General features: G+C 44.4%; 14 protein-coding genes. 1 reads left to right on the top strand and 13 read right to left on the bottom strand.

Going from position 1 to position 14,144, the window contains the following annotated elements:
• Nucleotides 1-98: 98 nt before the first annotated feature.
• On the bottom strand, nucleotides 99-1,577 hold the full coding sequence (locus AC50X8_RS14300; RefSeq protein WP_494880157.1) for a hypothetical protein: 1,479 nt from the start codon (nucleotides 1,575-1,577) through the stop codon (nucleotides 99-101).
• Nucleotides 1,570-3,306, bottom strand: a complete 1,737-nt coding sequence (locus AC50X8_RS14295) for a DEAD/DEAH box helicase (RefSeq protein WP_494880156.1) — start codon at nucleotides 3,304-3,306, stop codon at nucleotides 1,570-1,572. Before AC50X8_RS14295 ends, AC50X8_RS14300 begins: the two co-directional genes overlap by 8 nt.
• 478 nt (nucleotides 3,307-3,784) lie before the next feature.
• Between AC50X8_RS14295 and AC50X8_RS14290 the strand changes: the two genes are divergently transcribed.
• Entirely contained in the window at nucleotides 3,785-4,144 is a 360-nt protein-coding gene (locus AC50X8_RS14290; RefSeq protein ID WP_056042903.1) for a YmaF family protein, read from the top strand.
• A 465-nt stretch (nucleotides 4,145-4,609) separates the two neighbouring features.
• Here AC50X8_RS14290 and AC50X8_RS14285 read toward each other — a convergent pair whose 3' ends face one another.
• The 11 genes from AC50X8_RS14285 to AC50X8_RS14235 all read right to left on the bottom strand — a co-directional run bounded on the left by AC50X8_RS14285 (nucleotide 4,610) and on the right by AC50X8_RS14235 (nucleotide 14,143).
• Nucleotides 4,610-5,929: an ABC transporter permease gene (locus AC50X8_RS14285; protein WP_494880155.1), complete on the bottom strand. Its 1,320-nt coding sequence runs from the start codon at nucleotides 5,927-5,929 to the stop codon at nucleotides 4,610-4,612.
• Complete coding sequence (locus AC50X8_RS14280) at nucleotides 5,922-6,824, bottom strand: ABC transporter ATP-binding protein (protein WP_056042907.1); 903 nt, start codon at nucleotides 6,822-6,824, stop codon at nucleotides 5,922-5,924. The genes AC50X8_RS14285 and AC50X8_RS14280 overlap by 8 nt, the downstream gene beginning before the upstream one ends.
• Nucleotides 6,825-6,843: 19 nt before the next feature.
• Entirely contained in the window at nucleotides 6,844-7,755 is a 912-nt protein-coding gene (locus tag AC50X8_RS14275; RefSeq protein WP_494859261.1) for an ABC transporter ATP-binding protein, read from the bottom strand.
• A gap of 14 nt (nucleotides 7,756-7,769) precedes the next feature.
• Nucleotides 7,770-8,165, bottom strand: a complete 396-nt coding sequence (locus AC50X8_RS14270) for a GntR family transcriptional regulator (RefSeq protein WP_494859259.1) — start codon at nucleotides 8,163-8,165, stop codon at nucleotides 7,770-7,772.
• Between the two features lie 33 nt (nucleotides 8,166-8,198).
• Entirely contained in the window at nucleotides 8,199-8,819 is a 621-nt protein-coding gene (locus AC50X8_RS14265) for a hypothetical protein (RefSeq protein WP_494880154.1), read from the bottom strand.
• A 308-nt stretch (nucleotides 8,820-9,127) separates the two neighbouring features.
• Nucleotides 9,128-9,754, bottom strand: a complete 627-nt coding sequence (locus AC50X8_RS14260; RefSeq protein WP_056042914.1) for an FMN-dependent NADH-azoreductase — start codon at nucleotides 9,752-9,754, stop codon at nucleotides 9,128-9,130.
• A 155-nt stretch (nucleotides 9,755-9,909) separates the two neighbouring features.
• Nucleotides 9,910-10,629, bottom strand: a complete 720-nt coding sequence (locus AC50X8_RS14255) for a response regulator (RefSeq protein ID WP_494859255.1) — start codon at nucleotides 10,627-10,629, stop codon at nucleotides 9,910-9,912.
• Nucleotides 10,630-10,632: 3 nt separating this feature from the next.
• Entirely contained in the window at nucleotides 10,633-12,270 is a 1,638-nt protein-coding gene (locus tag AC50X8_RS14250; protein ID WP_494880153.1) for a GAF domain-containing sensor histidine kinase, read from the bottom strand.
• 65 nt (nucleotides 12,271-12,335) lie between these two features.
• Nucleotides 12,336-12,800: a DUF420 domain-containing protein gene (locus AC50X8_RS14245; RefSeq protein WP_056042917.1), complete on the bottom strand. Its 465-nt coding sequence runs from the start codon at nucleotides 12,798-12,800 to the stop codon at nucleotides 12,336-12,338.
• Between the two features lie 45 nt (nucleotides 12,801-12,845).
• On the bottom strand, nucleotides 12,846-13,742 hold the full coding sequence (ctaG, locus tag AC50X8_RS14240; RefSeq protein WP_494859251.1) for a cytochrome c oxidase assembly factor CtaG: 897 nt from the start codon (nucleotides 13,740-13,742) through the stop codon (nucleotides 12,846-12,848).
• Between the two features lie 80 nt (nucleotides 13,743-13,822).
• On the bottom strand, nucleotides 13,823-14,143 hold the full coding sequence (locus tag AC50X8_RS14235) for a cytochrome C oxidase subunit IV family protein (RefSeq protein ID WP_494859249.1): 321 nt from the start codon (nucleotides 14,141-14,143) through the stop codon (nucleotides 13,823-13,825).
• Nucleotide 14,144: the final 1 nt, after the last annotated feature.

Here is a 14,144-nt window from a genome sequence, read left to right as displayed (position 1 = left end):
CCGAATCAATTGATTGAATTTCCCTATCTAATGCAGATTGCATGGCTTTGCTCATCTTTACTACCTCCCATTATTAATGACTTTTCATGTACAAAATACTATTTCTTTTTATTAAATAATCCGAATTCTTGAATCTCCACAATGCGATCTTCTTTTTTATCATAAATGAGAAAAAACTCTTTAAATAAGATACCTTTTCCTAATAGAACAATTCGGTTCCCCTTCTCGGCATACTCAAATTTTTTTGATTTGATTGAATTAGGTAGAGTCATTAAGATATGCTGTACGGTAGGCGTTTTGGCACTAATGGGAGCTATCGAGCTACATAAAGAACACAAGTTTCCAGGATTGCAATTGCGGCAATAGAATTGGTCGCAATTTGTGCAAAGATGCTGTTCTTCTTTAGCACAAGACTGTAAGCATGTATGGCAATTGATACGATGAATGTTACATAAAGGCAGCTTTGTTACACTTGATTCAGTCATGCATGAAGGACAAATAGAATTTGCACATACCTTGCAATTATTCAACTTTCTATCATCAAAAAGCTTATTGCATGCCGTACATACAAAGGTATGTTTTTCAGCAACAACAATATGATCATTAGTGATTGTAAAAGGGCCTTCTGTAGAGCTACTAATCAGACACTGAACGTTTACTGGCTTGTCACCATGTACCTTTAATTGAGTATAGCCAGCTGCATTCTCGATTCGTACAGTCGCATGTTCAACCATATTTCTTACGACCAATATAGCTACTGGTTCGATCAATACTTCATTTTCTGACATCGAAAATTTTATTTCTTGCTGGTGAATTAGTGCCTCACGCTCTTTGAACAGTAAATCAATTTCCGTCTTGGGATCATTACCTTTTGACGTTTCTCCAGTTTGATTATCAGCAATGAGGGTATCATAATAGTCATTTATCCGGCTGATCTCATTTTGTAGTTGGTCATTTGTTTGTTTTTTAATTGTTTCAACAAAGCGTTCAGCGTCTTTCGAGGCTTCAGTTAATGCATTTGAAAGAGCCACCTCTAACCTTTCTCTGGATAGCCCCTCCACCGGTAACGTTGCTGTACTTTCAATTAATATCTGTTCCAAACTTTCAAGTAGAGGGATTACTTCTCCTGACTCGACATCAACTTGAAATCCTTTAAGATACTCCTCTATTAGATGCCCGTGGACAGTTGATTTACACCAAACATATAGCTTGTCCAATATGGTACTTTGCTCATTTATTAATTCAAGAACACAGTTCGAGAACTTTGTTGTAATTTCATCCACTAATCGCTCAATTGGGTGCAACAATAGGGTATGTCCGACACCATGATTTTGCTCAGCAACCAATTTTGCTAACTTCTGTGTGAAGAACGATTCAAACGTAATATAAGTTTGCTTTGGGTTTGAGGTTTTGATAAAACTAATCTGATATTCACCGACACCTGAAAACTCCTTTTTAAGATGTTGAGGAATCGTAACAACCATCAAATTCTCGGAAATCGTTACTACATCTATTCCCAAAAACGAACAGCTTTCTTTTATATAATCCTTAAGATTGAAGATTTCCAATTTAGGCACCTACTCCGATATGATCCAATATTTTTGTTGTCTGATCAATATCCCCTTCCAACTCTTGTTTGGCTTTAAGCATATCTTCACCTATCGCTCTTAGTTTTTGTTCAATTTCGGATGCATGGGCAGACTCTAATATAATTGTGCCTATTCTAACCTCAAGTGAATCATCTTCAACTTTCATATAGGACAGAATGGTATCTAGTTCCCCAATGACAATCTCGAATAAATTAACTTTCGAGGTTAGAATATAAAGTAGGTACTCATCAATTGTTCCTTTAGTCGGCATAGTAAATATCTCAACATCATTTACTTGTCCAAAACGATGTACTCGACCAATCCGTTGTTCTATTTTCATCGGGTTCCAAGGTAGGTCATAATTGATTAATCGATGACAAAATTGTAGATTGAGACCTTGACCGCCTGATTCTGTTGATATCAAAACTTGGCAATCTCCATTTCGAAATCGTTCGATAGACATTTGCTTTTCGCTAGAAGAGAGGCCCCCTTGAAAAGTAGTAAAAGTCACGTCATGATCGGTAAACACAGACTTTAGCATTTCAATGGTTGCAAGATATTCAGAATATACGATGACTTGATTGCGATTAGCTTTAATGATTTTCAGTAATTCTGCTGTCTTAGTCGGTACTTCAATACTTTCACCAAAACCAATAAGATCTTCACATATTTTTTGGTCATCTAGTCCTGATAATCGAGGCAGCATTCGATTCTTGAGAGTCCTCAAGGTTGATTGTGGGCTGCTGCAATTTTGCTTCAGAAGCATCATTAGAATAAGAACAATTAAATTGATCTCTGTCTTATCCCATCCAATAGGAATTTGGCCATCTACATACTTACGATAAATATTTCTACAGAAATCTATAACTTGATTATGGAATTTCCTCTCGATATCAGACAACTCTATCTCAATGCTATAAACTTGCCGTCTTGGCAGCTCCACTAATGTATTAGCCCTTCGATTTCTGACCATTACGTTATTAAGAAGTTCTTTAAGGTTTTGAATATTTTTGGGTGTATAACGGTTAACCATATACTTTTCTCTGAATAGTTTTCGACTACGTAAGTATCCTGGTTTTAATATGTTCACGAGATTATAAAGTTCTCTAATATCATTTTGGATAGGTGTAGCAGACATAAGTAATGTGTTTATCTTACTTATACTGTAGATAAACTTGTATGTAGCTGTGGTGTGATTTTTAAGGCAGTGCGCTTCGTCTACTACAAGGAGATCAAATGTACGTTCACTGATTCTTTGTTTTCTCTCATCAGAACGCACGAGTCCAGGAATGGATGAAATAATAAAATCAGACGTCTCCCAGCCTGACTCTTTACTATCCTTAAGCTCAATATGAAATTTCTCATTTAATTCTTCTTTCCATTGTTCCACAAGTGGAGCGGGTACAAGAACAAGTACAGACTTGATGAGCCCTCTAGTATAAAGTTCCTTAATTATCAGCCCTGCTTCTATTGTTTTGCCCAGCCCGACCTCGTCGGCTAATATCGCGCTTCCTTGCATATCACGCAATACTTTCATTGCTGCCTCCGTTTGCCATGGACGTGGTTCAATTTCTATTTCGGAAAGACATATTAAACGATCAAATCCTTTTTGAAGTCGAATGGTCTGGGATTGTAATTCCAATTTAACGTTTATGCTGGAAGATCTACCTGATAATAATGCTTGCATCTGAACTTCTGTAGGCATAGATATTTTCATCTAGAGAACCCCCAAGATCGAATTTAGTAATATTGTATCAGAAACAGAATGTCATTAACTGTCGTTAAAAGTCGTTATATATCAAATTATAAAAAATATAGGCATAAATAAAAGACTCATACACTTCAATCCACATTGTACTTAGTCAAAAACCCATATTAGCTCCTAACTCAGCTATGAAGACGGCAAAAGAGCCTGCGTTAACAGGCTCTTCCATGTCATATAATGCGATTAATCATTCCATAATGATAGGCGATCTTTCACTAGAGCCCCGTAGCTGTCTTCCAACTTCTCTACGCCCGCATCGATCAAATCTTTCTGATACGTATCCCATATAACGTCGAACTGGCCCTCTTTGACGTCATGTCAATGAGCTTAATCGGCTGAATTCCTAACCATTGATAGTTGCCTAGCACTCATATTTGTTTTCATTAATAGAATGTGGTGTAGCACATCAACATGAGGAGGCATGCCACAAATGCAGAAAAAGGGACCTGTAAGGAAGAAAACAAAAAATTGTAAAAAGGTACAGCGGCACGTACACGAATTTGAAGGTAGTACTAAATTGGCTGAAGAAGGCGATGATCGACATAACCATCGCTTCGCTGGAGTTACAGGCCAAGCGATTCGAGTAGGAAAAAGCCATATCCATGAAATCGATCTGACGAAAACGGATTTCTTTAACCATTTTCATAAACTGAAAAAGATTAAAACAGGGCCTGCAATTCCAGTAGGAAATGGTAAACACGTACATTTTGTAACAGGTCAAACGACATTAAATGATGGTCATGTTCACCAATTTAAATTCGCAACATTGATTCAAGAACCACTAATTTAGTGAAATATCGCTTAACGGAAAACAAACCTGCCGGATGAAAATATCGGCAGGTCTGTTCTGTTTATATTTTCAATTTTGAACTTTAAATTATTACTCACATAGGACATTGTGGCCAACTGCCGTCATGTTTTTATTCAGCTGTATTCATTTGAGGTTCCCACCAGACTCCCCCTTCAAGTTCCTCTAATGTTTTAGCCATTAGAAATAACCTGACCGTTAGAATTCCTGTAATACGAATAATTTGGAGTTTGAACAAAAATGAGCGCCTCTGGCACGTTGGCTCTCTACTCAGAGCATTGAGGCCGTTCTCGTCAATCCTCACTTTTCTTCATTTTAACTATCTGAACCGTTGATTAACAAAAGCCAGTAGAATCAGGCTTTTTTAGCTACTGGCTTTTGTAACGACAAAACACTATAAAATTAGCGTCATTATTAAATAAAGTCTACACACATGATCAAAACAATCTAAACCTTATAAGCCCGCATCGCCTTGCGCAGCTCCTTAAACGTCGGGCGCTTGCCATACATTAGGACGCCGGTGCGATAAATTTTCGCTCCCAGCCAGCCGAAGATGTAGATCGATACGAACAAAATGCCTAAGGACAGCAGCACCTGCCACACTGGCGGGTTCGTCAGCCCAATTCGCAGCATCATGACGAATGGCGAGAAAAACGGCACATAGGAAGCGACTTTCACGAGCATCGTGTCCGGATTCGAAATACTGAATGTGCTAATGTAGAAGCCTGCCAGCGATAAAATCGTAATCGGCATGACTGCCTGTGCCAGATCCTCCGTCCGGCTCACAATGGAACCGATTGCCGCATACAGCATCGCATACAGGAAATAGCCTGCCAAGTAGTAGATGACCGCATACACAATCAGCGACGGATCAATTTGGTCGAAATGAATATTCAAATTCGTGAACGCATCTTTATTTTGCGGCATCGATAAATTGATGATCATAACGGCTCCATACAGCACCAGCTGGAACAAGCCGACGAGGAACATCCCGAACACCTTTCCGAACATTTGCGTCAGCGGCGATACGCTGGTAATGAGAATTTCCATAACCCGCGAGCCTTTTTCCGATGTAATTTCTGTCGCAATCAGCTGCCCCGTCACCATAATAACAAAGAACAGCATAATGACAATAATCGATACGAGTCCCATATTGACCGCTTGCTGCTCTGGGGACAGCCCCTCTGCATTGGAACCTGCTCCCGCTTCAGCAGCAATTTGCATGGTATCAATCGTTACCGGCGCGAACAGCTGTCCCTTTTGTTCCTCGCTCAGTCCGGCTTCCTTGAAAATCATTTCGGTGCGTATGTTTTGCAGCGCCCCTTGCAGGGAACGGGTTGTAGATTCATCCAGCAGCTTCTCGGATTTATAAGTTACAGCTGGAAGCCCGTTTGCCTGAACGTCGCCAAAGGTCAAATATCCTTTAATTTTCTGATCGATAATGCCCTGCTTAAGTGCTTGCTCATTACCCGCATCGGCACCCGTATCCGCAAAATCAACCAGCTCAACATTTGGCTGCTCCTGCTGCGAATAATAGACTTTGAGCTGCTCCGCAAGCTTAGTCCCCTCTGCCCCACTGCCCGCTTCCGCCTGAATATAACCAATAGAAGTGGTTTTTACTTCGTCATTGTTAAACTGGGAGATGAGATAAGGCAGATTAGCACCAATCGTAATAATAATTGCAAAAATCAATGTCATAACCAAAAAGGATTTTGTCCGAAACTTATTGCGAACGGTGAAGCTGACGACTGTCCAAAAATTACTCATGCTTTTCACCCACCAATTTTATAAAGATTTCGTTTAGGGTTGGCTCCATAATTTCAAACCGCTTAATTTCCGTTTGCTCCATCGCATGGCGTAAAATAAGCCCGCCCGCCGCTTCGTTCTCAATACGGAGCTCGTAACCCGATTCATTGCGCTGCACATTCGTTACGCCTTCCAGCGTCTCAAGCCCCTTCACGGTGCGCTCGGTGCCTAGCATGACGCGCTCGCGAGGATATTGGCCCTTAAGCTCCTTAAGGTTGCCCTGCAGTACCGCGTTCGAGCGGTGCATGATCGTAATATTGCGGCACAGCTCCTCCACATGCTCCATGCGGTGTGTCGAGAACAGCATCGTCGTACCTTCTTCACGCAGCTCCTTCACCGCTGCCTTCAGCAGCTCCACGTTCACCGGGTCAAGCCCGCTAAAGGCTTCATCCAAAATGACGATTTTCGGCTTATGGATGACCGAGGCAATGAACTGGATTTTTTGCTGGTTGCCCTTCGACAGCTCCTCCAGCTTCTTGTTGTAATATTCCGGCACGCCGAATTTTTCCAGCCAATACTTCAAGCTTTGATCGGCATCCCGCTTCGACATCCCCCGCAGCTTCGCCAAATACAGCAGCTGGTCGCTTACGCGAACACGCGGATACATCCCCCGCTCCTCCGGCAAATAACCGAGCATTTGCAGCTGATTATGGCTGTAAGGCTTGCCGTTATATAAAATTTGGCCCCCATCGGGAAAAATAAGTCCCAGCACCATTCGCATCGTCGTCGTTTTGCCCGCGCCGTTCGCACCTAGCAGGCCGTAAATTTCGCCTTCTCCTACTTCCAGGCTAATGCCATTTACTGCTGTTTTATCGCCATACTGCTTATAGATTTGTTCAATTTTTAGTGGCTTCATTGTCGTCTCCTCCTTGATATCAAGCTCTAATATGCTGTCTGTCCTGTTCAATTAATACGGCCAAAATATCATCAAGGTCGAGCGCCTGCCGCCCCATGATCTCGATGCTCGCCTGCTCAAGCCAGCGCTCGGTTTCCAGTGCCTGCCGCGTAATGATTCGCAGATTGCCGCAGCCTGCATCTTCCACCACGCATTGGCCGGGAATACTCCTCACATCCCTGCCTTCAAGCTCTCTGCCATTCACATAAAACATATGCCAGCTGCTGAGCAGCTCATCCTTCTCGTACATGCCCAGTATGCGGCCTTGCGACATAAAGACGATGTAATCCGCGAGACGCTTTACTTCATCCACAATGTGAGAGGCCATAAGAATCGTTCGCTCTCCAGCATTCATATAATTGTGCAAAAAGCTCATCATGCTGCGCCAAGCCAGCGGATCGAAGCCAGAGGAAGGCTCATCAAGCAGCAGCAGCTCGGGATGATGGGCGAGTACAAGTGCAAACTCATACTTGCGCCGCGTCCCTTTGGACATTTTGCCAAGCCTGATGCTGTCATCGACCTCGAACATTCGCAAAATTTCACGATACAAATTCACGTCCCAATTCGGGTACCATTTTTGCACAAAATCGGTCTTATCCGAAGCCCTCAGCTTATTCTCATGACTGCCAAACAGCTCGGGCACATAACCGATTTTATTTTTCCAGTCGATATCCTTCTGGTCTGCAATGGAATGGCCAAGTACGCTCAGCTCGCCTTTATCAGGCTTGATCAAGTCCAGCAGCATCCGAAAGGTCGAGCTTTTGCCTGAACCATTCGGGCCGACAATTGCAGTAACGTATCCCTTCGGCACTTCCAATGAAAGCGGCCCTAGCTGAAACCGATCACGCCGCAGCTCAACTTTTTTTATATGAATAGCCGTCTCGTTGCTCATCTCTTGTCCTCCCTCTAGGCTTGATCTTTAAAATGCTTCTCCAGCTGCTCGCGAAAAATCTGTTCCAGCTCCTCGCGTGAGCACTTCACCCGCTGTCCCGCTGTTATCGCCGCCTCGAATGCTTCGACGACAGCCACTAAACGGTATCGGTCACGATCATCCTGCTCAACCGCCGCAACGTAGGTGCCCGTTCCTTGCCTCGTTCGCAGCAGCCCTTCCGACTCCAGGTCCTGATAAACCCGGCGTACCGTGATGACGCTGCATTTGAGCGATTGTGCAAGCTCCCGGATTGAGGGGAGCAGCGTTCCTTCTGACAATTGCCCACTGACAATCAGCGCTCTCAGCTGGACTTCTATTTGATAATAAAGCGGCTCGGCGCTCTGCTCATTAATTTGAATCGGCAGCCACACGGCTTCACCTTCTTTGCTTATTTACTCAATTGCCTATTTAAAGCTGCGCGTCTCCAGCCGATGTTTTAGACCTCTATAACTAATGGTGATTCCAATCATACTGACTAGCATCCCAACTAGCAAATACCACCACTCCCCATTTCCAATTCCTATCAGCGAATAGTTGACGATCGAAATGCCATTAAAGCTGAGCAGAGCGCTGATGATCAAAAACACAATGCAGTACAGCACACACACGAGCATGTACGTCTTTCCCGTGAAGCCATATTCCCAAATGGCATACGTAGCAGCAAAGCCAAGCGAATAGAAAAACCAGAATAGTCCATATAAAAGATAAGCACCCGGAGAAATTGCCTCACTTAAGCCATCCACTAAAAAATATTGAATCAGGAAGAAAATGATTTGCATCGGGAAAAGCATAACCGCCAGCTGCAGTATTCTCCCCCATATAATCTGCGGTACTGTAATCGGCATCGTACGCCATTCTGCCAGCTTGCCACTATAGGTATCATTGAACCAGAACATATTAGAGCGGCTTAGCCCAAAACCGAGGCAAGGCAGCGTCGTAAGAAAAACAAAATCGATCGCCCAATATTCACCTGCCGAAACATCCAATTCGTTAATTTGGTACAACATCCCCAACACAATTGCCATATATATAGCTAGTAAAAACGAAGCTAGAAAACCCCATCGTGTTTTCCGCAATTCATAAACTAAAATATGCCATGCCCCTTGCCACATACTCACAAGTTTTCCTCCAGTCACTCTATATACTGTATATATCTTTATACACAGTATAATCACACCTAAATCGGTTGTCAATCCATCCCAGCATTTTTTTTGAAAAAGGGCTCTGCCTAGCCATGTTTGTTAAGCGGCAAATCAAAAAAAGCCTTGGACATGAGCTTATTAGGCTCTGGCCAAGGCTTTATAGCTTTTAAAATGTAGGATGTGCTGCTGTTTTAGAAGCGTGCTGCTGCTGCTTTCGCTTCTTCGATTGCATGCGCAACAATAGCTTCCGCTTCATTAGGCATTTGGTTGTGGCCTTCTGCAATGACGATTTCGAAATTCGTTACGCCGAAAAATTGCATAATATTGCGGACATAATTGAGGGACATTTCAGCTGCCGCTGCTGGACCTTCGGAGTATACGCCGCCTCTTGCATTCAGCAAAGCTACCTTTTTATCAGGAATAAGGCCAACCGGACCTTGCTCGGTATATTTGAACGTTTTGCCTGCTTCGTAAATGTAGTCAATATACGTATGCAGCACAGCTGGAATCGTCAGGTTCCACAGTGGAAAACCGAAAACGACCTTGTCCGCAGCAAGAAATTGATCAATATATTTGCTGGAAACATTAACCGCCGCTTGCTCCTCAGGTGTCAGCTCATAACCGCGCGCCGCTTTAAATTTACCGTTAATCATATTGGCATTCAAATACGGAAGCTCTTCTTGGAACAAATCCAGTTCCGTAACGCTATCATTTGGATGTGTCTCTTTGTAAGTATCTAGGAACGCTTGATAGAGCTTCACGCTCACTGCTTGGTCCAAACCACGATCATTTGCTTTCACAAAAAGTACAGTGCTCATAATAATTATTCCCTCCGTAAAAAAGCGCTCAATGCGGGCAGCTTCTCTATTGTGTATTTGTAATAAGCTTTATTTTACAAGCCTTTTTCTTACAAATCATCGGCCAATAGCATGAAAGTCGCCCGTTTTGAGTCTCAGAGGGCTTAGGTCTAGTCTTACGACTCTGGGCCCAAATAATGAATGCCGCGCAGCGCGGCTTGTGTTCGATCGGTTACATCCAGCTTGCTAAGAATGCTGCTGACATGGGTTTTGACTGTTTTTTCGGCAACGACTAATTCCCGGGCAATTTCTTTATTGCTTTTCCCTTTCATCAGCTGCCTAAGCACCTCTATTTCACGAGGCGTTAGCGATGTAAAGGCTAATTGATCGGACTTAGCGCGTGTTGAATCGGGTTCCGCCTGTAATTGGAGCGGAGGATGCAATAAACGATCCTCTGTTCTTTCAAACCGTCCAGCTGGCGTCCCACCCCCGATCAGCACGCTGGAAATATCGGGATGCAGCTGAATATTGCCTTTATAAGCGCTGCGTATCGCCTCCGCCAGCTGATCCGGTGCGACATCCTTCAGCATATACCCAATCGCCCCCGTCTGAAGAGCAGGAACAATATGACCGCGGTCTGCGAAGCTGGTCAGCACCAGCACTTTAATCGCTGGATGCTGCTCGGCAATGATTCGGCTTGCCTCAATCCCATCCATGACAGGCATTTGCAGGTCCATCAAGATCATATCCGGCTGGAGCTCGGCCGCTTTCTCCACTGCTTCCTTCCCGTTGGCTGCCTCTCCGACAATTTCAAAATCCGGCTGCAAATTTAGAAAGAAAGCGATGCCCTTCAAAACAATTTGATGATCGTCAACGAGTAAAAGCTTAATTTTCACCGTTCATCCTCCCTCCTCTGCTGCCAGCGGTATGCTCGCCCGAATGACGGTTCGCTGCCCCATTTCGCTATGAATGATAAACTCACCGCCGAGCGCCTCTGCTCTTTCGCGCATAGACAGCATCCCCATCGTCTGTCCCTGCAGTTGTTTAGGAGAAAAGCCTCGGCCATGATCCTCAATTTCCAGCGTTACTTCCCGCTCTGATTTCACAAGCCGAATATAGGCAGCTTCTGCACCTGAGTGCTTTCGAATGTTGTTAAGCCCTTCTTGGCCAATCCGCCATAAGCCTTCTTCAAGCGCACGGGGCAGCTCCTTCAGCCCTTCCGCCTCTGCAAGTACGACAAGCTCCATCCTTTCTCCATACTGCTTAAGCGCAGGAAGCAGACCATTCTCAAGACCAGCGGGATGCAGCTGCCAAATAAGCGTCCGCATCTCCCCCAGCGTTTCCTGCGACAAGCTGGCCATTTCCTGAAGCGAGCGTTCCACGATCGGCTCTTTTCCGCCGAGAATCTTTTCTGCCCCTTTGGCGATAAAAGACAGCGAAAATATTTTTTGCATCACCGAATCATGCAAATCCCGTGCCATTCGGATTCGTTCCTCCATACGGGCAAGCTCCCGGCGCTGTTCATTTACTCTCAAATTATCAATGCTGAGCGTCAAATGCTCACCGAGCGCATACATAAATTCTTCATGATAATGATCGAATTGCCCACTATCGTTACTGCTAATGAACAAAACACCATAGGGACAGTTGCCTCTTCGCAGCGGAATCGCTGCAGCCGATGTGAATGCCTTTAGACCTTTCGCTGTTAGCGGGACGACTGCTTCCTCCTTGCTATCTGCAACAACGACAAGACGATTTTGGTGAAAAGCGTCAGCCACAACTCCCCCGTTTCCACAATCGAGCTGCTGCCAGCCTTCCCTCGTCTGCTGCCCGTCGTAATAAGCTCGAAGCGAAAGCTTGTCCTGCTCATAGACGAATAATGCAATTTGCGGCCAGTCGAAAGCAGCGCTTATATGTTCAACCGCTTTCAAGGGCAGCTGGCTAATGTCCTGCACCGCATGGATGCGCGTAATGACCTCGCCAAGCTTCGCATAGAGCAGCGCATTTCGCTCCTGTGCCTGATATAGGCGGATACGCTTAATCGCTGTGCCTATCTGGTACGCAACTGCCTGCAGCAGGGCAAGCTCCTCATTTGAAAAAAATTCTTTGCCCGCCTGCGCAGCATTCAGCAATCCAAAGCTCTCCGCGCCTGCCTTCAGTGGCACCGTCGCATGATGCGTCAAGCCGCCTTTATCGCCAGCATTGTATTCCGCAGCATATACAATTCGGGAGCATTCAATAATGTTGACCGCACGATTCAGCTTGTTTTGGCGATAGCTTTCGGTGCACCAGCAGCCTTCTCCGCACATTGCTGCATTATCGTTGGCTGCAAGGGTTGAGGGGAGATTTTGCGCGGCCGCACATATGCTGTCTGAATGCTCATCAAGCAAGAAGATCCAGCCCGTCGTAAAGCTGGTAACCTCAAGAAGCTTCACCAGTACCGCATTCAGCATAACCTTCATATCATTCATCGAATTGAGCATCTCCGCAATTTCCTTGAGCGCCGCCAGCTCATCTGAACGAATCTCTCTGGACAAGGCAAATCCCCCTTTAATACAGCAAAGCCGCGAATCAGCTTCGCGGCTTCCTTGTAATATGAACTTTATAGACCAAATATAGCATCAATCATCGGCTTCGTATGGCCGCCTGGATATAATAAATACAGCAGGACATAAACGATAACGCCCGTAATCGCTGTGAAAAACCAGATAATCGACGTTACGCGGCCCCATTTGCGATGCTTGGCATATTTGCTCTTGAAGCCCAGCACGAGCGTCGTAATGCCAAATACCGCTGCTACCGTCGCAAGCGTAATGTGGAAAATCAGAAAGACAACATAATAGAGATGCATGCTGTCGGGTCCGCCCCATGTCGTATTGCCGACAACTATTGTTCGCGAGGAGTAAATAATAAAGAAGATGATGGCTGCAATTGCAGCTGCGATCATCACTTTCTTATGCGCCTCAACTTTACGCTTAATAATCAGTCCCCAACCAATCGCAACCAGAATCGCACTAATAACGATAAATGATGTGCTTATTGTAGGGAGAATAAAATACCAATCCAATGTCGATCCCACCTATATCGGTAAAATAGTAAATCCGCCTGTATATTATGCCGTACCTGTGTTGCTATTGGGCAAATCGTCTTCTTTATGCTCACGCTTGTACCATTGTGAGAATATATACGCCAGTATAATCCCGTACATCAACTCTTGCAATAGCTTCATGACGATGCCGCCTAGCTGCTGGTCTTCTACCACTTCCATTAAATTGAAAAATTGAGGACCGTCGAACATCGTAAGCAGCCGCGTCGGATCGCCCGACACACAATACCCCATCGCCTGAACCCAGACGTTTGGATCATTATATACCGCATATAAGGGAGAGCTTGCAAATATAATTAAGGCGCACGCGGGAGTCAGCAAAATGCCATTCGCGAAAACATACGCCATCTTCTTCAAATCCGTCAGGCGATTCCATTCCGGCACAGGACATGCAATCTGCCACCACATCATGATCGCAGCAATTAGCATAACAAAATAATAGATACGGTGAATCGTATAGTGGGTCATGACAAAGTCATGTATGACTGGTACATGGTAAAAAGAAAATAATAGATTAAACAGCAGCAGCGATAAAATAGGATTCATTAGAAAGTTGAGTGAACGCCATTTTTTCGAAGCAAACAGCTTGCGCCACATAAATGCGGGTATCGATAATATAAGCATCGGCGGCACAATGAGATAAGAAATCGACATATTGAACATATGGAAGGTAAACATTAAATGTCCCAGGAAATTAAGCGGCCCGCCATTGCACAAATAATAGAGAATAGCCGAAACAACAAACATAAACCGCTGCTTGCCTGTTGCGGACACCTCTTGCGGTGCGTGCTTCTCCCGCCATGGTCCGTTCAAATAAAAATACAAAATGATTACAGCAATTGTACCGAACATATACCATGGGGTCCACAACTCTTCAAAACTGAAATATTCCAGGCCAAGCATGGCTGCAACCTCCCTTTATCTTCTGCAAAAGAGGAGGGAACCCACCCGGGAACCCTCCTCTGTGCAATTGTAAATCTCTATTACCACCAAACCCAATATTCCGCCATAACGATACAAGTAAATGCAATAAATACACCCATAAGAATGCCGACCGTAGCAAAAACGTGGCCGCGGTCTTTCATATGCATCCAGAATGCCATTTGCACGAACACTTGGAGCATAGCGCAACCCATAATAATGATGTAGATAAAGCTTTTATTGATTTCGCCAGCCGCTACCGCAGCAAATGCTACGAGTGTCAGCAATATGGAGAAAATGAAGGCAATAATGTGCTTCTTCGGTCCTTCTGAGTTGTGGCGAACTGGACGCTGCTCTTCAGCTGTCGAGTGATTGCTTGCCATT

Source organism: Paenibacillus sp. JT22N15, from assembly GCF_059383755.1.
This window is presented reverse-complemented; position numbering and strand designations above follow the sequence as displayed.